The 23,866-nt window shown below is 67.4% G+C and carries 11 protein-coding genes; 4 read left to right on the top strand and 7 right to left on the bottom strand.

The window, feature by feature from the left end; translation table 11 throughout:
* Positions 1-2 precede the first annotated feature (2 nt).
* Positions 3-1,154, top strand: coding sequence for a homoserine O-acetyltransferase MetX (gene metX / locus C0J29_RS06620; protein WP_065045676.1), 1,152 nt, complete (start codon positions 3-5; stop codon positions 1,152-1,154).
* The gene (locus C0J29_RS06615) at positions 1,151-1,882 is read left to right on the top strand and encodes a class I SAM-dependent methyltransferase (protein WP_065045680.1); all 732 of its coding nucleotides are present in this window, start codon (positions 1,151-1,153) and stop codon (positions 1,880-1,882) included. The genes metX and C0J29_RS06615 overlap by 4 nt, the downstream gene beginning before the upstream one ends.
* A 16-nt stretch (positions 1,883-1,898) precedes the next feature.
* Here the strand turns inward: C0J29_RS06615 and C0J29_RS06610 are convergent, their stop codons facing one another.
* From C0J29_RS06610 to C0J29_RS06595, 4 genes are all read right to left on the bottom strand, one after another.
* Positions 1,899-2,465 (bottom strand): carboxymuconolactone decarboxylase family protein, encoded by a 567-nt coding sequence (locus tag C0J29_RS06610; protein WP_120791824.1) that lies wholly within the window; start codon positions 2,463-2,465, stop codon positions 1,899-1,901.
* Complete coding sequence (locus C0J29_RS06605) at positions 2,462-2,779, bottom strand: hypothetical protein (protein WP_120791823.1); 318 nt, start codon at positions 2,777-2,779, stop codon at positions 2,462-2,464. The genes C0J29_RS06610 and C0J29_RS06605 overlap by 4 nt, the downstream gene beginning before the upstream one ends.
* A 61-nt stretch (positions 2,780-2,840) precedes the next feature.
* Positions 2,841-7,634: an nSTAND1 domain-containing NTPase gene (locus tag C0J29_RS06600; RefSeq protein ID WP_120791822.1), complete on the bottom strand. Its 4,794-nt coding sequence runs from the start codon at positions 7,632-7,634 to the stop codon at positions 2,841-2,843.
* Between the two features lie 114 nt (positions 7,635-7,748).
* Complete coding sequence (locus tag C0J29_RS06595; RefSeq protein WP_120791821.1) at positions 7,749-9,230, bottom strand: FAD-dependent oxidoreductase; 1,482 nt, start codon at positions 9,228-9,230, stop codon at positions 7,749-7,751.
* A 203-nt stretch (positions 9,231-9,433) separates the two neighbouring features.
* Between C0J29_RS06595 and C0J29_RS06590 the strand changes: the two genes are divergently transcribed.
* On the top strand, positions 9,434-9,865 hold the full coding sequence (locus tag C0J29_RS06590) for a DUF732 domain-containing protein (protein ID WP_065042853.1): 432 nt from the start codon (positions 9,434-9,436) through the stop codon (positions 9,863-9,865).
* 127 nt (positions 9,866-9,992) lie between these two features.
* On the opposite strand, the gene C0J29_RS06585 is transcribed toward C0J29_RS06590, so the two are convergent.
* Both C0J29_RS06585 and C0J29_RS06580 read right to left on the bottom strand, forming a co-directional pair.
* The gene (locus C0J29_RS06585; RefSeq protein ID WP_065165960.1) at positions 9,993-10,286 is read right to left on the bottom strand and encodes a DUF3017 domain-containing protein; all 294 of its coding nucleotides are present in this window, start codon (positions 10,284-10,286) and stop codon (positions 9,993-9,995) included.
* Positions 10,287-10,293: 7 nt separating this feature from the next.
* Positions 10,294-11,139 (bottom strand): bifunctional methylenetetrahydrofolate dehydrogenase/methenyltetrahydrofolate cyclohydrolase, encoded by an 846-nt coding sequence (locus C0J29_RS06580; protein ID WP_065165961.1) that lies wholly within the window; start codon positions 11,137-11,139, stop codon positions 10,294-10,296.
* Between the two features lie 63 nt (positions 11,140-11,202).
* Between C0J29_RS06580 and C0J29_RS06575 the strand changes: the two genes are divergently transcribed.
* The gene (locus C0J29_RS06575) at positions 11,203-12,393 is read left to right on the top strand and encodes an NADH:flavin oxidoreductase (protein ID WP_065165962.1); all 1,191 of its coding nucleotides are present in this window, start codon (positions 11,203-11,205) and stop codon (positions 12,391-12,393) included.
* Here C0J29_RS06575 and C0J29_RS06570 read toward each other — a convergent pair.
* Positions 12,390-23,579 (bottom strand): PPE family protein, encoded by an 11,190-nt coding sequence (locus tag C0J29_RS06570; protein WP_162951605.1) that lies wholly within the window; start codon positions 23,577-23,579, stop codon positions 12,390-12,392. The two genes, C0J29_RS06575 and C0J29_RS06570, sit on opposite strands and share 4 nt — an antisense overlap.
* Between the last annotated feature and the right edge of the window lie 287 nt (positions 23,580-23,866).

Raw genomic sequence — 23,866 nt, 5'->3', positions numbered from 1 at the left:
ACATGACGATCTCCGACGTGCCTACCCAGACGCTGCCCGCCGAAGGCGAGATCGGCGTCGTCGACATCGGCTCGCTGAGGCTGGAGAGCGGCGCGGTGATCGACGATGTCCACATCGCCGTGCAGCGCTGGGGTGAGCTGTCGCCGGCCCGGGACAACGTCGTGATGGTGTTGCACGCGCTCACCGGCGACTCGCACATCACCGGGCCCGCCGGACCGGGGCATCCGACCCCCGGCTGGTGGGACGGGGTGGCCGGGCCGGGGGCGCCGATCGACACCGACCGCTGGTGCGCGGTGTCCACCAACGTGCTCGGCGGCTGCCGCGGCTCGACGGGTCCGAGTTCGCTGGCCCGCGACGGAAAGCCTTACGGCTCAAGGTTTCCGCAGATCACCATCCGCGACCAGGTGGAGGCGGATCTGGCCGCGCTGGCGGCGCTGGGAATAACCGAGGTGGCCGCCGTCGTTGGCGGATCCATGGGCGGTGCCCGGGCTTTGGAATGGATGGTCGGTCACCCGGAACGGGTGCGGGCCGGGCTGCTGCTGGCGGTGGGGGCGCGCGCCACCGGTGACCAGCTCGGCACCCAGACCACCCAGATCGCGGCGATCAAGGCCGACCCGAACTGGCAGGGCGGCGACTACCACGAGACCGGTCGCGCCCCCGACGACGGACTGCGGATCGCGCGCCGCATCGCGCACCTGACCTACCGCGGCGAGGTCGAACTCGACCGGCGCTTCGGCAACGACGCGCAGGACGGCGAAGACCCGGCGGCCGGCGGCCGCTACGCCGTGCAGAGCTACCTGGAACACCAGGGCGACAAGCTGTTGGCCCGGTTCGACGCGGGCAGTTACGTGGCCCTGACCGAGGCGCTCAACAGCCACGACGTCGGGCGCGGGCGCGGCGGGCTGCACGCGGCGCTCACCAGGTGCCCGGTGCCGGCGGTGGTCGGCGGGGTCACCTCTGACCGGCTCTACCCGTTGCGGCTGCAGGACGAGCTCGCCGAGCTGCTGCCCGGTTGCGCCGGCGTGCGGGTGGTCAAGTCGGTCTGCGGGCACGACGGCTTCCTGGTGGAATCCGACGCCGTCGGCGTGTTGATCCGCGAGACGCTCGACCTGGCTTCGCAACCAGGCACCGCACCAGGCGCGTGTTCGCGGTGACCCGCTCCAGGCGTGACCGCTCCCTGTCGTTCGGCTCGGCGGCGGCCGCCTACGAGCGGGGCCGCCCGACCTATCCGCCCGACGCCATCGACTGGCTGCTGCCCGCGGGCGCCCGCCAGGTACTGGACCTGGGGGCGGGGACCGGCAAGCTGACCACCCGGCTCGTCGAGCGCGGGCTGGACGTGGTGGCGGTCGACCCGGTTCCGGAGATGCTGGAAGTGCTGACCGCTTCGCTGCCCAAGACACGTGCCCTGCTGGGCACCGCGGAAGAGATTCCGTTGGAGGACAACAGCGTTGACGCGGTGCTGGTGGCCCAGGCGTGGCACTGGGTGGACCCGGCCCGCGCAATCCCGGAGGTGGCCCGGGTCCTGCGGCCCGGCGGACGGCTGGGCCTGGTGTGGAACACCCGGGACGAACGGCTGGGCTGGGTAAGGGAACTGGGCGAGATCATCGGTCGCGACGACGACCCGTTGCGCGACCGCGCGACGCTGCCCGAACCGTTCACCGAGATGCAGCGGCACCAGGTGGAGTGGACGAATTACCTCACGCCGCAGGCGCTGATCGACCTGGTGGCGTCACGCACCTACTGCATCAACTCGCCGGCCGAGGTGCGCACCCAGACCCTGGACAAGGTCCGCGGACTGCTGGCCACCCATCCGGCGCTGGCGAACTCCGCCGGGCTTGCGCTGCCGTACGTCACAGTGTGCGTGCGGGCAACCCTTTCCTGACCGGCTATCCCGGATCTCAGCGGTAGCCGCGCTTGAGCAGGTGCCGGGCGCCGGCGTTCATCGCCTCCGGTCCCGCGACCTCGAAGTCGAACGCGTTGGCCAGCCGGTTGGTGATTCCGAAGACCAGGGCCACCGCGAGAGCATCGGTGATCTGTTGCGGGGTAACACCTTTGGACAACAGGGCGGCCATATCGTGCGGGCCGGGGGTGTCCGGCCCGGCCAGCATGCGCAAGGTGGCGCGCAGCGGCTCCCCGATGGGCGCGGTGTCCAGGTCGGCGAGGGTGGCTTGCACCGCGGCGGGGTCCCCGTACCACTGACCCGACGTGGCCGAGTGCGCGGCGACGCAGAACGGGCACTCGTTGGCTTTGGACACGACGGCCGCCATCAGTTCGCGGTCGCCGACGGACCATTCGGAGGGTCCGCGCATGGCCTCGTGCGTCAGTGGCCCGGCGCCGTAGAAGTCGGTTCGGTACAGGGCCAGTTTCACGGCGTCGACGACGGGCTGTCGGGTCATCAGCCGGATCAGGGTGAAAAGTGCCTTGGTGGGCAGGGAATGGCCGCGTTCCAGAACTGTCAGCCTCATCGGTCCCCACTTAGGCGGATCGCCTCTGCCAGGGCGGCAGTTGCGCCGTCGTACCGGCGGCCGGCCGCTCCTACCGCGGCGCAGACCGCGATCTCGAAGATCTGGTCCTCGCTGAATCCCGCGGCCCGGGCGGCGGCCACGTCGTCGTCGCTCACCTCATCCGAGCGGTGGGCGATCTTGTCGACCAGGGTGCGTAGCGGCTCGCTGCGGCCGGTGTTGCCGAATGCTTCACGGCGCAACTCGCTTGGCGCCTGTGCGTCGCTGTTGAGAATGCGGGCGATGAGCTCCCGGTGCAGTTCGCTGATGTCGGTCATATCGGTACTCCCCTCTCCATACTTCCGACGAACGGCGGGGCCCCGATGTGACAACACCGCCCTACGGCGGGACCGGCAAATCGGGGCACAGTGTGATGTACCCGACTTCGGGTGATATCCATTGCTGCCAGTCTTCGTGGCTGACGTTGGACGTGAGTTTCGAGCAGAGCAGCTCGACGGTGGCATCGAGCGGGGTTGGCGAAAGCCGCACAGTGGTGTCGTCGCTTCCGTAGGCCAGGCTCCGCCCGTCGGGGCTGAACGCGACGCTAAGGACGGCATCGGTGTCGCTCATCAGCGGCTGGCCCAGCGGGTGCGCGTGGGTCAGATCCGCCAGATCCCACAGCTGCACATCGTGATCGGCGCTGCCGGACGCCAGCGTGCGTCCGTCCGGACTGAACGCCACCTGATACACGTAACCCGTGTGGCCGTGCAGCGGACGGCCCAGCGAGCTCGGGTGTACCAGGTCCGTCACGTTCCACAGCAAGACGGTGTCATCGCCACTGCCGGAGGCGAGCGTGTGACCGTCCGGACTGAACGCCACGCTGAAAACGGCGGTCATGTAGGGACGAGACGGCTGGCTGAGCGGCGCCGCGTGATTTCGGTCAGCGAGGCTCCACAACCGGATGGTGGCATCGTCGCCGCCGGAGGCCAGGGTGCGCCCGTCGGGACTGAACGCGACACTGCGCACGGTTGCGCTGTGCCCGGTGAGGGCCCCGCCCAACGCAATTGGGCGCGCCACGTCCGTGAGATCCCACAACCGGACGGCGGCATCGTCACCCCCCGAGGCCAACGTATGCCCGTCGCGACTGAACGCGACACTGCGCACCGGCGCGCTGTGAACCGCGAGCGGCGGACCCAACGGAGCCGGGTGCGCCACGTCCGCCAGATTCCACAACCGGATGGTGGCATCGTCGCCGCCGGAGGCCAGGGTGCGCCCGTCGGGACTGAACGCTACGCTCTGGACGGCGCCGGTGTGACCACGCAGCGGCTCACCCAGCGCTCGCGGGTGCACCGGATCCGCGAGATCCCACAACCGGATGGTGGCGTCCTCGTTACCCGAGACCAGGGTGTGCCCGTCGGGACTGAACACCACGCTGTGCACCACGCCGGCATGCGCCTGGAGCGGCAGCGCCGCGTCGAGGTTCCACAACTGGATGTTGCCGTCCTGACTTCCGGAGGCCAACGTATGCCCGTCCGGGCTGAACGCGATGCTGGGCACGTTGCCGCTGTGCCCGGACAGTGGGCCGCCCAGCGGACCGGCGTGCGCCGGGTCGGCCACGTCCCACAACCGCACGGTGTCGTCGTCGCTACCGGAGGCCAGGATGCGCCCGTCGGGACTGAAGGCCAGACTCTGCACGACGTCGGTGTGTCCGCGAAGGGGTTCACCCAGCGGGCTCGGGTGGGCCGGTTCCGCGAGATTCCACAACTGGATGTCGCCGTCCTCGCTACCGGAGGCCAGGGTGCGCCCATCGGGGCTGAAGGCCAGATCCTGTACGAAATGCTTGTGCCCGGAATGGGATTCACCCAGCGGGGCCGGGTGTGCCGGGTCGGCGACCAGCCACATCCGCACGGCGCCGTTCCCGCCTCCGGAGGCCAGCAAGCGCCCGTCGGGACTGAACGCCACACTGGCCACACCGGCGCCCTGACCCTGCAACGGGGCGCCCAGCGGACGCGAATGACCCGGGTCGGCGACGTCCCACAACCGCACCGTCCCGTCTCCGCTACCGCAGGCCAGCACGCGCCCGTCGGGACTGAACGCCACACTGGCCACGCCACCGCCCTGACCTTGCAACGGCCCGCCCAGCGGACCGGCGTGCCCCGGGTCGGCGACGTCCCACAACCGCACCGTGCCGTCGCCGCCTCCAGAGGCCAGCACGCGGCCGCGGGGACTGAACGCGACACTTGCCACCGCGGCGACCTGACCTTTTACCGGCTGGCCCAGTGCGTGCGGGTGCGCCGGGTCAGCGACGTCCCACAACCGCACGGTGCCATCGCCGCCGCCGGAGGCCATGGTGTGCCCGTCGGGACTCATCGCGACAGTGCCGACGGGTGCCGGTGTGGAGATGACGATGCGGGTGGTGCTCAGCGCGGTGGCGGCGGTGTAGAGCGCGCCGCGGCCGGCGGCCGGGTCCGACCGCAACCGTTGCGCCGCCAGGGTGGCGGTCAGTGCGCGGATGTTGCTGTCGGTGATGGTTCCGGAAAACACCGCTGCCGCTTGGGCATCCAGTTCCGCGGCCAGCGCGTTGCGCGCTTCGCGGGCGGCTTGCCTGAACATGACCACGGCCACCGCGGCGCCGATGACCGCGATGACGGCGATGACGGACGTTCCGACGAGGACACGGCGCAAGATCCGGCTCCGCTGCCGGAGTGCCGCGGCGCTGTCCTGAGCCTGTTCGCGCGCTTGGGTTTCCGCAGCGGCGAGCTTCTTGGCGGCTTCGAGTTCGGCCTGCTGGCGCTGCTGTTCCAGCGCAGCCTGTTCATTCTCCCGCTGCCGGGAGGCCACCAGGTAGTCGCGGACATGGTCCAGACGGTTGCGGAATCCTGGCTTGGCAGTGAGGTTTTCGGCCGCCGTCAGCCGTGGGCCGTGCAGCAGCCAGGCGTCCTCACACTGCTTCTTGTGCCACTCGGCCGCGCCGCGTTCCAGAGCGTCGGCGGCCTTGAGGTCTTCACACTCCTCGACCAGCCAGCCCGCAAGCTCTTCCCATTGCCGCAGCAGGCCTTCCAAGGCGACCTCGACGACCACCACGCCGTCGCGCAGGTCCTTCATCAGCAGCCGCCGGGCGATGAATCGCTCCAGCAGCGGCCGGCTGTCCTCCGGCAGGTCGTCCCAGCGGGCCAGGCGTCGCATCGGCTGGTCGTTGTCGGGATTGATCGTCGCCAGCCAGGGGATGAACGCGGCCCGCAGCCGGTGCAGCTGCTCGGCGCGCTCACCGGGTTCCGGCGACAGCAGCTCGCGGATCTCGGCCTGGACCACCCCGTCGATACCGCCCCGCTCCACATAGGGCTTGGCGGTGAGCCGGCCGGTGGACCCGTAGTCGCGGTACAGCCAGGCCAGAGTCAGCGACAGCAGCGGCAGGGTGTCTGCCCCGGCGGTGGCGTCGGCCAGCAGCATCCGCACCAGGTCCTCGTCGAGGTACAGCGGGCGTCCACCGTCCGTCGATCGCTGCGCGGGGCCGGTGATCACGCTGTGGAACTGGGTCGCGTCCATCGGACGCAGGTCGAACTGGCGGGTCTGCAGCCCGGCGAGCTGCGGCGCGGTCTGCATCTGCCCGTAGCGGTCGGTGCGGATGGTCGCCGCCACGATCAACGGCAGCCGGTCCTGGTCGTCGGCGCCCTGGGCGAGGTCCCGGATCAGCGCCAGGAAGCCCGCCGCCTCGCCGCCGCTCTCGGCGGCGAACAACTCCTCGGCCTGATCCAGCGGTATGACGATGGTTGGCGGCTCGCGCTCGGCGGCCGCGTCGGGCAGACTTCCGGTGCCGGCGTCCCGGCATTCCACCAGCCAGGTCCGCAGCGCCGCGGCGTCGCCGCGCGAGCAGGCGTCCTTGATGTCACCCAGCGGCGGATCATTCAGCCCCAGCCGTTGCCTGGTCGCGCAAATCGCCTGTGCCAGGCCGCAAGCGCCGGTCAGCGCCCGCAGCTCGGGCCGGACGATGTCCAGCACGAGATAGCTGCGCACATCTCGCTGCAGCCGCGGCACGATGCCGGCGCGCAGGAAACACGACTTGCCTGCGCCCGAGGCGCCCAGCACGACGAACAGCGTCTCGTCGCTGTCCCGCATCCCGTGCAGGGCGTCCATCGCCCGCACCAACTCGGCGTCGCGGCCGAAGAACACTCCTGCGTCGACCGGCTGGAAGGTTTCCCAGCCTCGGTAGGGCGGCCGGTCCGGCTCCGACGGGGGTGGCCAGGGGAACGTCGCCGCACCGATACCCGACGCGTTCGCCGATCCGGGTGAACCGGCGCCGCCTGCCCGCAGTGCCTCCACGGGGGTCAGCGGTCCCGTCAGGCCGTGGTCCACGGTGTCGCCGGTGTGCCCGCGCACCGGCGTCGCCAGCGCCTCTGCGGCGGCCTCGGCCAGCTCCCCGGCGCTCGGGTAGCGGTCGGCCGGTTCCTTCGCCATGCCGCGGGCGACCACCTCGTCGAAGCCGACCGGGATGCCGGACCGTTGCTCGGTCGGCCGCGGCGGAGGCGCTGTGAGATGCGCCGTCATCTGTTGTGCCACAAGGTCACCGACGAACGGCCGGTCGCCGGTCAGGCATTCGTAGAGCATGCACGCCAGCGCGTAGACGTCGGTGCGCGCGTCGGCGACGTCAGTCATCAACCGTTCCGGGGCCATGTAAGCCCACGTGCCCGCGGTGCGGCCCGCGCCGGTCAATCTCGAGGCCGATCCGTCGTAGGCGACACCGAAGTCGATCAGATAGACGAAGTCGCGATCGGTCATCAGGGCGTTGGATGGTTTGACGTCCCGGTGCACCAGGCCGCCGGCATGAGCCGCGTCCAGGGCGGCCGCGATCTGTTCGACGACCCGCACCGCGCGAGCCGGGGCCATCGGGCCGTCACGGCGCAGCGAGGTGTCGACGTCGACCCCGTTGATGATCGGCATCACGAGATAGAGGCGGCCGTCGATTTCGCCGGTGTCGTGAATGGGGATGATGTGCGGTTCGGTCAGCCGCGCGCAGATCAGCGCCTCCCGGCTGAACCTTTCCCTAAAGCCCGCCTCGCGGCCGCGGTCGGCAGCCAGGATCTTGATCGCCACGTCGCGTCCCATGACGGTGTCGTGGGCCTTGTACACCTCGCCCATGCCGCCCTGGCCGATCAGCTCGAACAACCGGTAGCGACCGAATTCGCTGGCTTCCAACCGACGCGTGCCCCTTCCGTTCACCTACGACCGGTCAGGGACGTAGGCGTTAGGGACATTGAACCGGGCCGACGTGCGTCGACGGGGGGAAATCGCACGATGGACCAAACGGCTTCAGAACGAAAGCCCTGAGTACATCAACCCGTTGGGATCATATTGCTGGCGGACCGAGGTCAGCCTCGCCAGGTTGGACCCGAAATACCGCGACGCCGGCGTGTTGGGCTCCAGGTAGTTGACGTAGCCTCCGGCCGAAACCTGTTGCACCGTCGTGTGCGCGGTGGCCACCCAGGTGCTGGCCGTCGACGTCTGCCCGCTGCCGTTCTCGACGTACCACTGCGCGACGGCGGCATGCCGGCGCCACGGGAACGCCGAGCCGGCCGGTTCGACGTCGCCGACCGCGCCGCTCAGCGTGTCGACGATCACCGACGCGCGTCCGCCGGCCGGCGGCCACTTTCCGAGAGCCGCGACAATCGCTTGTGCCGCAGTCGAATTCATGGTGCCGATCACGTCGGAACCGGCGACGAAGCCACGCGGGGAACTCGTCGCGCTGCCGCCGGCGAGATACATCACCAGGTCCATGTGCGTCATCGTCTTGTGCTCGGTCGCGGTCGGCTGAGCGCCCACCGCGGCTGTGATCGCCTGCGCCACCGCTTGACCCGAGCCGGCGGGGCAGGTGGCCAGCACGTGACAGTTGCCCTCGGTACCGCTGACCGACAGATCCACCAGGCCCCAGGTGTTGCGGTCGGCTTTCTGGTCGAGGGAAGACAGCCAGGTCTGCCAGCCGGCCAGCACCTGCGCTCCGGCGGCCGGAATGAAATCGACCCGCACCACGTCCGAGTCGGCGACCGGGAAGGTCGAGAACGTGAGCGACGTCGTCACGCCGAAATTGCCGCCACCGCCGCCGCGCAACGCCCAGAACAGGTCTGGATGGTCCTCGGCCGACGCGGTGACCGTCTCCCCGCTGGGCAGCACCACCGAAGCCGATCGCAAAGCGTCGCAGGCCAGCCCGGCGTGCCGGGAGTCGGCGCCCATCCCACCGCCCAGCGTCAGCCCGGCCGCGCCGACGGTGGGGCAACTGCCGGTGGGAATCGACCGCCCCGCGGAGGCCAGTGCCTGCTGCACCGCATACAGGGTTGTCCCGGCGGGCACCGTGACGGTGCCGCTGCCGCTGTCGAAGTTCACCCCGCCGGTCAGTCCGCGCAGGTCCAGGACCATGGCGCCGTTGGCGCTCGACGCGCCGGTGTAGGAGTGCCCGCCGGCGCGGGGGGCGACCTTGAGCTTGTTGGCGGCCGCGAAGGCGAGCGCCTTGGCGACGTCAGCCGGTGAGGTGACCGTGACTACCGCCGCCGGCGTGGCGGCGTTGTAGTTCGAGTTGAAGACCTGCTTGGCGGTGGTGAAGGACGCGCCGTCCGCGGGCAGCAGCACCTTGCCACCGATCGAGGAGGCCAGGCTGCTCCACGCGCCGCTCGGCTCCGCCCAGGCCCGCGGCCCCCGAATCCCGGGGGGTATCCCGACCGGTATTCCGAACAGTGCCGAACCCGCCACGGCTCCGGCGGCCCCCCGAAGAAATGCCTGGCGAGAGATCATGAGCCGCATTGTTATTCGCCGGAGAACCGGATGCGACCTCCGTCACCGTGTTGCGGCACAGCGTGATGTGATTGTGTCCGTCGCGCCGGCAAAACGCCGGTCCTGCCAAACCTTTACGCCATCGTGTCCCGAATGAGACCGGCATGGACAAAGGTTCGAGGAGTCGCTTGAGTGCCGCATCAAAGGTGCTCTCCAACATCAGGGAGCTCGATATGCAGCCATGGCGCCACCAACCACTGAGCGTTCGGCTATTGGCCGGAACCGCCTGTCTTTTGACCGCGGGTGCCGCCTTCGCCGCCCCGGCCGAGGCCAGCCCCGTCGACGACGCGTTCATCACCGCGCTGAGCAACGCCGGCGTCAACTACGGCGACCCGATCAATGCCGAGAACCTGGGCAAGTCGGTCTGCCCGATCCTGGCCCAGCCCGGAGGGTCGTTCAACACGGCCGCTTCCCGCGTTTTCGCCAGCCAGAGCGGCATGTCGCCCGAGATGGCCGGCATGTTCACCACCATCGCGATCCAGATGTACTGCCCGTCGGTGATGGCCGACGTGGCCGCGGGCAAGGTGCCGGGCGCGCTGCAGCAGATCCCGGGCGTCGGCAGCATTCCGGGGCTGGCCGGGATTCCGGGGATGCCCGGCAGCTAGTCCCGATGGCGGCGACCCGCAGCGCCCGGCTCCGTTCGATGGCGGCGACCCGCAGCGCCCGGCTCCGCCGCGCTTGCGATCGCCGCGGCCGCGCTTGCGATCGCCGCGGCCGCGCTTGCGATCGCAGCTAGCCGGTCCCCAGCGGGTCGATGGTCCACGCGACGTAGACCATCGCGGCCCCTACCGACGCGGTGGTGAGGAAGTCGGTCCCCCGGCTCCGCACCACCAGCAATCCGGCCCGGTCGTCGGGCAGGGCCAGTCGCAGCACTGCGGCCACCCCGACCCCGATGCCGATCAGCAGCGAGCCGCGGCGCCAGAAGTTGGCGCCCGCCAGCACGAACGCCACCAGGAAGATGAGCCCGACGAGCAGGATCGGCCATTGGGCGCGCACCGCGCGCCCCAGAATGGCCCGGACCGTCATCGGATAGTCACTGCCGTTCGGCCAGCTCGACGACGTTGGTCAGCAGGAACGCACGGGTCAGCGGACCGACGCCGCCGGGGTTGGGTGAGATGTGACCGGCGACCTCCCACACGTCGGGATGCACGTCCCCGGTGAGCTTGCCGTCCACTCGGCTGACACCGACGTCGACGACGGCAGCGCCCGGGCGGACCATGTCCGCGGTCAGCATGTGCGGTACCCCGACCCCGGCAACGATGATGTCGGCCTGCCTGGTCAGCGCGGGAAGATCGCGAGTTCCGGTGTGGCACAACGTGACTGTGGCGTTCTCCGAACGCCGGGTGAGCAGCAGCCCCAACGGGCGGCCCACCGTCACACCGCGCCCGATGACCACCACGTGGGCCCCGGCGATCGGCACGTCGTAGCGGCGCAGCAGGTGGACGATGCCGCGCGGGGTACACGGCAGCGGCGCCGGCATGTTCAGCACCAGCCGGCCCAGGTTGGTCGGGTGCAGGCCGTCGGCGTCCTTGTCGGGGTCGACGCGTTCCAGCGCCGCGTTCTCATCGAGGTGCTTCGGCAGCGGTAGTTGGACGATGTACCCGGTGCACTCGGGGTTGGCGTTCAGTTCGTCGATGGTCTCGTTGAGCGTTTCAGTGGAGATGTCGGCGGGCAGGTCGCGCCGGAGCGAGGTGATGCCCACCTTGGCGCAGTCGGCGTGCTTGCCGCGGACGTAGGCCTGCGAGCCGGGGTCGTCACCGACCAGGATGGTGCCCAGCCCGGGTGTGCGGCCGGCGGCGGTCAGGGCCGCCACTCGCTTGGTCAGGTCGACGAAGATCTCGTCACGGGTGGCCTTGCCGTCCAGCGTGATTGCGCCCACGCCAGACAGTCTGGCATGACCGGGTGTGATCGCCACCCGGGCCCGAGCGGTTAGGCTGCCTATATGTCTGCAGCCCCAGACGTCCTGAGCCCCGCCACACTCGGTCCGCTGACCCTTCGAAACCGGACCATCAAGTCCGCGACGTTCGAAGCCCGCACCCCGAACGCGCTGGTGACCGATGACCTGATCGAGTACCACCGCAAGCCCGCCGCCGGCGGGGTCGGCATGACCACCGTCGCCTACTGCGCCGTCTCCCAGGGCGGGCGCACCGAGGGCAACGGCATCTGGATGCGCCCGGAGGCGGTGCCGGGCTTCCGGCGCCTCACCGACGCGATCCACGCCGAAGGCGCGGCCGTCAGCGCCCAGATCGGCCACGCCGGCCCGGTCGCCAACGCCCGCAGCAACGGGGCCACCGCGCTGGCGCCGGTGCGGTTCTTCAATCCCATCGGCATGCGGTTCGCCAAGAAGGCCAGCGCGGACGACATCGACGAGGTGCTCGCCGATCACGCCAAGGCGGCCCGGTTCGCGGTCGAGGCCGGCTTCGATGCCGTCGAAATCCATCTGGGCCACAACTATCTGGCGAGCGCGTTCCTGTCTCCGCTGATCAACCGCCGCACCGACGAGTTCGGCGGGTCGCTGGCCAACCGGGCCAAGGTGGCACGCGGGCTGGTGATGGCGGTGCGCCGGGCCGTCGACCAGGGTCCGCGGCAGATCGCCGTCACCGCCAAGCTCAACATGTCCGACGGGGTGCGCGGCGGCATCTCCAACGAGGAGTCGCTGATCACGGCCCAGTGGCTGGAGGAAGACGGCGGCCTGGACGCGATCGAGCTGACCGCGGGCAGCTCGCTGGTCAATCCGATGTACCTGTTCCGCGGCGACGCGCCGCTCAAGGAGTTCGCCGGCGCCTTCAAGCCGCCGCTGCGCTGGGGCATGCGGATGACGGGCACCAAGTTCCTGCGCGAATATCCCTACAAAGAGGCCTACCTGCTGAACGAGGCCAAGCTCTTCCGCGCCGAGCTGAAGCTGCCGCTGATTCTGCTGGGCGGCATCACCAACCGGGAGACGATGGACCTGGCGATGGCCGAGGGGTTCGACTTCGTCGCCATGGGCCGCGCGCTGCTGGCCGAGCCCGACCTGATCAACCGGATCGCCCGCGACGGCGCCGGCGTCCGATCGGCCTGCACGCACTGCAACAAGTGCATGCCCACGATCTACAGCCGCACCCGCTGCGTGGTCACCGGGGCGCCGGACTAGGGTCCGATCCCCGTGTAGATCAGGCCGGATAGCCGCTGGCCGACGTTCATCCAGCCGGAGTTGAAGGCCTGGGTGATCAGGTCCAGGGTGCTGGTGTTGAACACTCCCGACATGCCGGCGCCGCGGTTGAGCAGGCCGGAGAGCTGGGTGCCGAAGTTGAGCATCCCGGAGGTCGACCCGAGCAGCGGATCCGAGATCGCGTTGAGGAATCCGGACATCGCCGAGCCGGAGTTCCAGAAGCCGGACCCGCCGCCGCCACCGACATTGAAGAAGCCCGAGGACGGCAGCAACGTCGTATTCCAGAAGCCCGGCGTCCCGCCGAAGCCGATGATCGGAATCTCGATCGGACCGACGGTGGACGCGACGTGCAGGTCCAGCGGAATCCGGTCGATGACCGCGGTCGGCAGCCCGAAGGCCGGGGTGGCGAAGCTCAACCCGAAGTTCAGCGGCAGGCTGGGGATGCCGCCGCCCGGGATGCCGGAGCCGGGGATGGTCAGGGACAGCGGCAGTCCGATGTGGATCGGTTCCAGCGGAATGGTGAAGCCGGGGAACGTTGCCGTCCCGGCCAGAATCGAGATCGGGTTGACGTTGAATCCCGGCGTCGTGACGCTGACACCGCCGGGGCTGCCCGAGATCTTGATCGGGCCCGGGATCACCAGTCCGTAGCTGGCGACCACGTACAAGTCCGAGCTGCCGCCGGACACCGCGGTGCTGGGCGCGGTGTTGTAGTTGACGGTGAAGTTGGGCGTGCTGATGGTGAAGGGTCCGACGCTGACCGGGCCGACATCGACGGTCGGGTTGACGCCCAGGTGGATCGACGGCACCGGGATCGACGGGATGCTGATCGGGCCGATACCGCCGGCGGTGTTGATATACAACGGGATTGACGGGATTTGGATCGGCGGCAGCACGGTGATCGGGCCGACGCCGCCGAGCAGGTCGCCGCCGACCGCGGCGAACTGCGGCACGGTGTAGCCGAGAGCGACGCCGGCCAGGCCCTGGAAGTTGCCGCGCCACAGGATGCCGTTGCTGTAGTTGCCGGTCATGAAGGCGCCGGTGTCGGTGCTGCCGGAGTTGGCGACACCGGTGCTGGCATGGCCGGTGTTGAACCAGCCACTGTTGAGGCTGCCCGGGTTGAAATCACCGGTGTTGGTGTGGCCGACGTTGAAGCTGCCCGAGTTGTAATGCCCGGCATTGCCCAACCCGGTATTGAAATTCCCCGCATTGAACAAACCGGTACTGGCGATCCCGGAGTTGCCGATCCCGGTGTTGTAACTACCCGAGTTGAACAACCCGAAGTTGCCGGTGCCGGTGTTGAAGAACCCGACATTGCCCGTCCCGGAATTGAACAACCCCAGATTGCCGCTACCCGAATTCAGCGCCCCGATCCCGGTCAGATTGTTGCCGCTGAGCCCGATCCCGATGTTGTTGTCCCCGGTATTGGCCAACCCCAGATTGCCCACCCCCACATTGGCCAACCCGAGGTTGTGACTACCGGCGTTGCCGAACCCGAAGTTGCCCACCCCGGCCAGACCCGCCACCAACCCGCCGTTGCCGAACCCGACGTTGCCGTTGCCGATATTGGCCAACCCCACATTGAGGTCCCCGACATTGCCCAACCCCAGGTTCTGCAACCCGGCATTGCCCGCCCCGAGGTTGTAGTCGCCCACATTGCCCAACCCGACGTTGAAATTGCCCACATCGGCCAGACCCAGGTTGGCGATCAACGACCGGCTCACCCCGTCCCCGGCGGTGATCAACCCCGCCACGTGATGACCCACATTGCCCACCCCCGACACCAACGCCGGCACCCCCAACGCCGCGGTGTTGTACAACCCCGACACCCCCGAGCCGAAGTTGAGCAGTCCGGAGTTCAGCGTGCCGGCGTTGAAGTAGCCCGACCCCGTCCCCAGCAGCGCGTCGTGCGCCTGGTTCCACCAACCCGACATGCCCGCGCCGAAGTTGCCCCAGCCCGATCCGCCACCGGCACCGCTGTTGAAGAAGCCGGACGAGGGAAGGGTCGTGGTGTTCCCGAAGCCCGGCATTGCCGGGACATTGACGAACGGGATGTTGCTGGAGATGACGTACACGGTGCCGTCGACGTTTCCGACGATCTGCGGGAAGGTGATTGCCGGGATGTCGACGCCCAGGTTGCCGGCATTGACGGCGAGGTTGATCAGGTTGGCCGCCGGGAACGTCACGCCACCGGGGAAGACGGTGATCGGATCGACGAAGCCGGGCACGTGGAAACCCGCCGGGATGCGGCCGATGTTGAGTTCGGGGGTGTCGAAGCCTTCGGTGACGATCTTGATGAAGGTGTTCGCGGCCCCGGCCATGCCACCGGTGGCGGTGAGATTGCCGGTATTGAACGGATTGCCCCCCGATCCGCCGATCGAATAGTAGGTCGGGCCGAGGTAGATGACCGCGCCGGTGTCACCAGGCGTCCAGATGAGGAAGGGACTGGTCGCGGTGTTCGGCCCCCGCACCGGGTCGGTGTGCATGACCATGTTGATGGCGTCGATACCCGGGATGTGAACGGACGGAACCCTGATCGGCCCGAAGCCGATGCTGCCCAGGATGTCCGGGTTGAGCGCGGGAATGTCGATCTGCGGGATGGTGAACGACCCCATCGCGACGTTCCCGCCCAGTTGCAGGTGGGTGGCCGGGATCGGGATGGGCGGGATGACCACCGGGCCGAATTCGCCGGCGCCGTGAATGTCGAGCAGCGCGATCTTGGGCAGCGGGTAGTCGTAGTGGAACCCGAACAGCCCCTGGTATTCGCCGCGCCAGAGCAGGCCGTTGCTGTAGCTGCCGGACATGAGAGCGCCGGTGCCGACGTTGCCGGTGTTCAGGAAGCCGGTGTTGGAGTTGCCGCTGTTGAGCCAGCCGGTGTTGAGGTTGCCCGGGTTGAAGTCGCCGCTGTTGGTGTGGCCGGCGTTGAAGCTGCCGGTGTTGTAGTTTCCGGGGTTGGCCAGGCCGGTGTTGAAGTTGCCCGCATTGAAAAGACCCGTGGAGGCTATTCCGCTGTTGCCGATGCCGGTGTTGTAGCTGCCGGAGTTGAACAGGCCGAAGTTGCCGGTGCCGGTGTTGAAGAAACCGATGTTGTTGGTGCCGGAGTTGAACAGTCCGATGTTGCCGGACCCGGAGTTCAGGCCGCCGATGCCGGTGAGGTTGTCACCGACCAGTCCGATGCCGATGTTGTTGCTGCCGCTGTTGGCGAACCCGATGTTGCTCAGGCCGGCGTTGGCGAGGCCGAAGTTGCCGCTTCCGGCATTGGCGAATCCGACGTTGCCGATGCCGGCCAGGCCGGCCGACAGGCCTGCGTTGCCGAATCCGATGTTGCTGATTCCGACGTTGCCCAGGCCGATGTTGCCGTCGCCGAGGTTGCCGAAGCCCAGGTTCCGCAGGCCGGCATTCGCCGCGCCCAGGTTCAGCGCGCCGATGTTGCCCAACCCGATGTTGTGGCTGCCCAGGTCGGCCAGGCCGAGGTCGACGATGGGACTCTGGTCGCCCATGGTCCCCGCGGTGAACAGCCCGGCCAGGTGGTGGCCGACATTGCCGATGCCGGATAGCGTCGCCGGCGTCCCCAGGGGCAGCGAACTGGTGTTGAACAGACCCGACACGGCCGAGCCGAAGTTCAGCAGCCCCGAGTGCAGGGAACCGGCGTTGAGGTAGCCCGACGCCGACCCGGCCAGCGCGCTCGACGCCTGGTTCCACCAGCCCGACACGCCCGCGCCGAAGTTGCCGAAGCCCGACACTCCGCCGGCGCCGCTGTTGAAGAAGCCGGACGACGGTGTCGCGGAGGTGTTCCCGAAGCCGGCGGTCCGCGGGATGTCGATCAGCACCGTGCTGCTCTGCGGCATGGTGATGTTGAGCGCGGCGTGCAGCGGCAGCGAATTGATCTGGAGGCCGTTCGGGAAAATGGTGATCGGATCCAGAATTCCGGTGGCGTCGATGTTGAACGGGATGGCGTTCTGCGGAATGTTGAGCCCGCCCGGGAACAAGGTGAAGGCGGGCAGCCCGCCGCTGATGTCGATGTTCAGCGGAATCGCTTCGGTGCTGATCGTCGGGATGTTGATGACCGGGATGCTCAGCGAGTTGTAGCCGGAGGACGCGAAGCCGGAGCCGGTGAACAACGTGATGCCCTTGACGGGTTCCTGGGCCCAGTCGTTGTGGCCCATGAATCCCATCCCGTTGGGCTGGCCGATCGTCCAGACGAAGTTGCTGATCAGCGGGATCCGCACCTTGATGATCGGCAGCGTGAACTCGGAGGCGAGCGGGGCGGGGTTGTTGAACGACGTGGTGTAGGTCTGGCCGCCGAGCGTCATGCCTTGCAGGAAGACGATCGGCGGGATCTCGATCACCCGATGGATGTCGAGTTCGAATGCAGGAACATCGATTTGCGGGATGACGTAGGGCCCGACGTTGAATATCTGGTGGAAATCGAACAGCGACATTCCGGCGATGTGGATCGGGTCGGAGATCTTGATGGGCCCGAAGTCGAAGGTCCGGTCGAAGTCGAAAATGGTGCTGCCGGGGATGTCGAGTCTGTACTGGAAGCCGTAGGTGCCGTGCCAGTCACCCGTCCACAGCACCCCGTTGTTGAAGTTGCCGGAGTTGAAGGCGCCGGTATTGACATTGCCGGTGTTGAACAGGCCGGTGTTGGTGTTGCCGACGTTGAACCAGCCGGTGTTGACGTTGCCCGAGTTGAAGTCGCCGGTGTTGGCGTCGCCGACGTTGAAACTGCCGGTGTTGTAGTGGCCGGCATTGGCCAGTCCGGTGTTGAAATTGCCGGCGTTAAACAGGCCGGTGGAACCCGTCCCTGAGTTGCCGACGCCGGTGTTGTAGCTGCCGGAGTTGAACAACCCGAAGTTGCCGGTGCCGGTGTTGAAGAAGCCGACGTTGCCGGTGCCGGAGTTGAACAGGCCGATGTTGCCGGCCCCGGTGTTGAGGGCGCCGATGCCGGTCAGGTTGTCGCCGGTCAGGCCGATGCCGATGTTGTTGCTGCCGGTGTTGGCGATCCCGATGTTGCCGGTCCCGTGGTTCGCGAAGCCGGCGTTGAAGCTGCCGGCGTTACCGAATCCGTTGTTGCCCAGGCCCGCCAGTCCCGCCGCCAGGCCCGAGTTGCCGAACCCGAAGTTGCCGTCGCCGAGGTTGCCGAACCCGACGTTGCCGGCGCCGATGTTGCCGAAGCCGAAGTTCTGGGCGCCGGAGTTGCCGCCGCCGACGTTGCCGTCCCCGGAGTTGCCGCCGCCCAGGTTGAAGTCGCCGAGGTTGCCGAACCCGAGGTTGATGCCGCCGACGTTGCCCAGGTTGAGCGCGTTGCGGATGTCCAGGTGTTGCAGTTCGGCGGCGACGTTGTCGAAGAATTGGGAGATGGCGCTGGGTCCGCTGGGGTAGGTCAGCATCGCCAGCAGGCCCTTGTAGGACAGTCCGGATACGTGGTCGCCGAGGTTGCTGAAGCCCGAGACGAATGCCGGTGTGTTGAAGTCGATTCCGGTCACGTTGAAGAACCCGGAGATCGCGGTGCCGGAGTTCAGCAGCCCCGAGGACAGGCCGCCGGTGTTGCCCAGGCCGGACAGCGTGCCCAGCATGGATTCCTTGGCGGCCTGGTTGAGCAGTCCGGACAGGGCCGGGCCGGCGTTGAAGAAGCCCGATCCGCCGCCGGCGCCGGAGTTGAAGAATCCCGAGGACGGCGCGACGCTCGAGTTTCCGAAGCCGGGCACCGGTTTGATGTCGATGATCGAGAGGGTGAACGGTCCGGCGGTCAGCGGGATGTCGTAGTTGAGCGGGATCGCGGGGATCGTCATCCCGGTCAGGGAAACGGCCGGCGTGTCCAGGGTGTAGTTGAGCGGCAGCGTCTGGCTCATCGAGATGCCCTTGACCACCTGCGCCGCGATGTCGATGGGCGGGATGTCGATCGGTATCGATTGAGTGAACGAAATCGCTTGCAGCGTAATGGGATCGATGGCCTGCTGGATGGGCAGCGACAGGCCGGCCAGGGTGATGAAGTCGAGGATCAGCGGGGCCTCGAGTTCGATGCCGAGCGACGGCGGGAGGTTGAACGGATCCTTCTGCAAGATCTCGGGAATTGCCACGTTGATCTTGAACGGATTTACGGTGATGTCCGAGGCGGTCAGCGGGCCGCCGGTGAAGTTGCCGTTGATGTTGATGGCGGACAGCAGCGTGGTCGCCGGGGCGTTGAAGCTGACGTCGGCGCCGCCACCGAAGCCGATGTGGATCGCGGGGATCGGGATGTCCGGCAACGTGAAGCCGTAGTTCGCGCCGCCGGTCAGGGCGATGTGCAGCGGGGGCAGGATGTTGACGTCGGGGATGACGATCGGGCCGACGGCGCCCGTGGTGACGATGTCAATCGGGAATTCCGGGATGGTGATGCCGTAGTAGAGGCTGATCTGTCCGGCGTTGGTGCCACGCCAGAAGAGGCCGTTGTTGCCGTATCCGGTGTTGACGAGACCGGTGTTGAGGGTGCCGGAGTTCAGCAGCCCGGTGTTGGAGTGACCGGCGTTGAGCCAGCCGGTGTTGAGGTTGCCGGGGTTGAAGTCGCCGGTGTTGGTGTTGCCGGCGTTGAAGCTGCCCGAGTTGTAATGACCGCTGTTGGCCAGGCCGGTGTTGAAGTTGCCGGCATTAAAAAGGCCCGTGCTGGCGATCCCTGAGTTGCCGATCCCGGTGTTGTAGCTGCCGGAGTTGAACAGCCCGAAGTTCCCGGTGCCGGTGTTGAAGAATCCGACGTTGCCGGTGCCGGAGTTGAACAGCCCGATGTTGCCGGACCCGGAATTCAGGCCACCGATCCCGGTAAGGTTGTCACCGACCAGTCCGATGCCGATGTTGTTGTTGCCGGAGTTGGCGAAGCCGATGTTGCTCAGGCCCACGTTCGCCAGGCCGATGTTGTTGCTGCCGGCGTTGCCGAAGCCGACGTTGCCGATGCCGGGCAGACTCACCGACAGTCCGGAGTTGCCGAACCCGTAGTTGGCTGCGCCGATGTTGCCGAATCCGAAGTTGCCGTCGCCGATGTTGCCGAATCCCAGGTTGTGCGCGCCGATGTTGGCGGCGCCCAGATTCGCGTCGCCGACGTTGCCGAGCCCGAGGTTGCCGACACCCAGGTCGGCCCAGCCGATGTTGGCGATGCTGCTGCCGGAGTTGAGGGTGGTGCCCGCGGCGAACAGCCCGGACAGGTGATGCCCGACGTTGCCGAGACCGGAGACCAGCGCGGGCGCTGCGGTCGTGGCGGTGTTGTAGAAGCCGGACACGCCGGTTCCTACGTTCAGCAGTCCCGAACTCAGCCCGCCGTAGTTGGCCAGCCCGGAGGTCGTACCCGTCAGCGCGTTCGACGCCTGGTTCCACAGGCCGGACATGCCGGCACCGGAGTTGCCCCAACCGGATCCGCCACCCGCGCCGGAGTTGAAGAAGCCGGACGACGGCGTGCCGGTCGAGTTGCCGAAGCCGGGCACCGCGGGCACGTTGATGATCGGGATCGGGATGTCGCCGACGTAGCCCACGCCGTCGACCACTGCCGGGATGTTCAGCGAGAAGCCGTTGGGCAGCAGGGTGAAGGCGTCGATGCCGCCGATCAGATTCGCGACCCCGGCAGACGCCTTCGGAATGCTGAACCCGTTCGGGAAGAAGGTGATCGCGTCGTTGCCGCCGGACACCGCGGCGGTCACGACGGTCTGGCCCGGGATGGCGAAGCCGTTCGGGAACAGGGTCACCGCGTTGCTGGCGAAAGTGATGCTCGCCGGGATCGGACTGCCGGGGACGGGGCCGCTGATCTTCACGGCACCGAGCGAGAGGTCCGAGAAGAAGATGCCGTTCGGGTTGCCCAACTGGTCGAGCTTCACGACGGGGTTGTTGAAGTTGAATGCTCCGATGGCCGCCCGTACGGAGCCGCTGAGTTGATCGAGCACCCTGATCGGCGCGATGGTGTTGGCCGCCAGGTCCACCGAACCAAGGGCGTCGATCGGGATCGCGGGGATCGTGATGGGCGCGATGTCGATGGGACCCAGCCCGACCGCCGCGTTGGTGACTGCGAAGTGGACCGCCGGGACCGGGATGGGTGCGACGTGGATCGGCCCGACCAGGCCGGCGGCGTGCAGCGTGATCGGGAACCGGGAAATGGTGGGCGCGAAGTAGGCGCCGAACAGGCCTTCATAGTTGCCGCGCCACAGGATGCCGTTGCTGTAGTTGCCGGTCATGAAGGCGCCGGTGTCGGTGCTGCCGGAGTTGGCGACACCGGTGCTGGCATGCCCGGTGTTGAACCAGCCACTGTTGAGGCTGCCCGGGTTGAAATCACCGGTGTTGGTGTGGCCGACGTTGAAGCTGCCCGAGTTGTAATGCCCGGCATTGCCCAACCCGGTATTGAAATTCCCCGCATTGAACAAACCGGTACTGGCGATCCCGGAGTTGCCGATCCCGGTGTTGTAACTACCCGAGTTGAACAACCCGAAGTTGCCGGTGCCGGTGTTGAAGAACCCGACATTGCCCGTCCCGGAATTGAACAACCCCAGATTGCCGCTACCCGAATTCAGCGCCCCGATCCCGGTCAGATTGTTGCCGCTGAGCCCGATCCCGATGTTGTTGTCCCCGGTATTGGCCAACCCCAGGTTGCCCACCCCCACATTGGCCAACCCGATGTTGTGACTACCGGCGTTGCCGAACCCGACGTTGCCCACCCCGGCCAGACCCGCCACCAACCCGCCGTTGCCGAACCCGACGTTGCCGTTGCCGATATTGGCCAACCCCACATTGAGGTCCCCGACATTGCCCAACCCCAGGTTCTGCAACCCGGCATTGCCCGCCCCGAGGTTGTAGTCGCCCACATTGCCCAACCCGACGTTGAAATTGCCCACATCGGCCAGACCCAGGTTGGCGATCAACGACCGGCTCACCCCGTCCCCGGCGGTGATCAACCCCGCCACGTGATGACCCACATTGCCCACCCCCGACACCAACGCCGGCACCCCCAACGCCGCGGTGTTGTACAACCCCGACACCCCCGACCCGGCGTTCAACACACCCGAACCGAGCGTCGCGGCGTTCAGCAGACCCGAGCTTGTCCCGGTCAGGGCACTGGAGGCCTGGTTCCACCAACCCGATACGCCGGTCCCGAAGTTGCCGAAACCCGAAACTCCGCCCGCGCCGCTGTTGAAGAAGCCCGACGACGGCGCGGTCGTGGTGTTCCCGAAGCCCGGCATTGCCGGGATGTTGACGCCCTGAATCGGTATGGGACCGATCCTGATCCCGGCACCCACGTACAGCGGAATACGGTCGATCGAGATCGCCGGGGTGCTGAAACCGTCGATGTGCCCGTCGATGTCGATCGTGAATGGAATCGGGTGGGCGGGAATGCTGAAGCCCGGGATCGTGAAGCCCGGGGTACCCAGCGACAGATTGGCGAGCAGCGCCAGCGGGTTGTCCGGAATGCTGATGGCGTTCGGGAAAAGCCTGATTTCCGGCGTATTCCAGTTGACGTTGAAGTTCAGCGCGGGAATTCGGGTGTCGATGTGGATCGGTCCGGTGACCGAACCGTCCGTCGCGGTGGTCGCCGGGATCGTCACGATTCCCAGCGCGTTGAACGGGCCGGCGGTGAAGTCGATGGACGGAAATAGCTGTTTGGCCACCAGCGGGATCGAAGAAACGGTCAGCGGGCCGATGCTGATCGGTATGCCGGTGCCCAACGAGAATGCCGGAATCGTGATGTCGGGAACTGCCAGGGGCGGGATGTTGAAGGTGTAGTGGATGTTCAGTGGGATGGCGGGGATGATCGGGATCGGCAACAGCGTGATCGGGCCGACGCCGCCGTTGATGCCGATGCCGACCGGAATGGCCGGAAGCGACGATCCGGCGGCAAAGCCGAAGAGTCCCTGGAAGTCGCCCCGCCACAACATGCCATTGCTGAAGTTGCCGGTGATGAAGGCGCCGGTGTTGACGTTGCCGCCGTTCGCTATTCCCGTATTGATATTGCCGGTGTTGAACCACCCGGTGTTGAGGCTGCCGGGGTTGAAGTCTCCGGTGTTGGTGTCGCCGACATTGAAGCTGCCGGTGTTGTAGTGACCGACGTTGGCCAGACCCGTGTTGAAATTGCCGGTATTGAACAGGCCGGTACTGGCCGTGCCGCTGTTTCCGACACCGGCGTTGTGGCTGCCCGAGTTGAACAACCCGAAGTTTCCGGTCCCGCTGTTGAAGAACCCGACATTGTTGGTGCCGGAGTTGAACAACCCGATGTTGCCCTGGCCTGAATTTAAACCGGAGTTCAGCGCGCCGAATCCGGTGAGATTGTCGCCGGTCAGACCGATGCCGATATTATTGTTTCCGGTGTTGCCGAAGCCGATATTGCTCAAGCCCATATTCGCAAGACCGATATTGCTGCCGCCGGCATTGCCGAATCCGATATTGCCGAGGCCGGCCGTGCCCGTCGTCAATCCGGAATTACCGAATCCCCAATTCGCCGTTCCGATATTACCGAGACCGAAATTCCCGTCACCGACGTTCGCGAAACCGAGATTCTGCACACCGGCGTTGCCCGCGCCGAGATTGAACGCACCGACGTTGCCCAGTCCGATGTTGTAGTTGCCGACATGCGCCAGGCCGGCGTTGAGGCTGAGCACCTTCGACGGGTCGGTCAGTACGGCGTTGACGAATGCGTTGGCGCCGCCCACCAGATCGGCGAACGCGGGCAGACCTGAGGCCACTGCGGCGGCACCGGCGTGGTAGCCGACCATGGTCGCGACGTCTTGAGCCCACATCAGCTCGTAGGCGGCCTCGGCGGCCGCGATCGCCGGCGTGTTCTGCCCGAAAATGTTCGTCATGGCCAGCGACGTGCGCTGAATCCTGTTGACGGCGATGGTCAGCGGATCCACCAGCGCCGCCAGCGCCGACTCGTACACCGCCGCGGCCGCCCGTGCCTGACCGGCCACGACGGAAGCCTGCGCGGCCACCTCGGTCAGCCACCCGGCATACGGGGCGGCGGCGGCCGCCATCGCCGCCGACGCCGGACCCTGCCACGAGCCGCTGACCAACCCGGCGGTGACCGACCCGAAGGAAGTCGCCGCCGTACCCAACTCGGCCGCCAGACCGTCCCAGGCCGTGGCCGCCGCCAACAACGGCTCCGAGCCCGCGCCCGCCCGCATCAAAATCGAATTGATCTCCGGCGGCAATAACTGGAAATTCAATTGGTTGGCCTTCCTCACCTTTCGCTCACATGGTCTCACCACTTGTCCGTGGATGCGGACACTTTGGCAGAGCTGTCCACAATTCATTTTGGATACCGCCAATTTGCGCAGGACGGGCAACGGGTTGCGGCCCACACAAGGGCGGATTGCCCGATAAATGGACGACGAATTGTGCAAAGTGCACAGCGCCAACGGAACAGGGCGAGCCGGCCACGGCAGCGGGACCATCCCGCGACCCCGGCCGCACCGGTTGCCGCGGCATCTGCACCCGTTACTTAGGAGCTAAA

Origin of the sequence: Mycobacterium paragordonae (genome assembly GCF_003614435.1) — a bacterium.
Taxonomy (GTDB): Bacteria; Actinomycetota; Actinomycetes; order Mycobacteriales; family Mycobacteriaceae; genus Mycobacterium; species Mycobacterium paragordonae.
The sequence above is the reverse complement of the archived record's forward strand: the minus strand, read 5'-3'. Positions and strand labels throughout refer to the sequence as shown.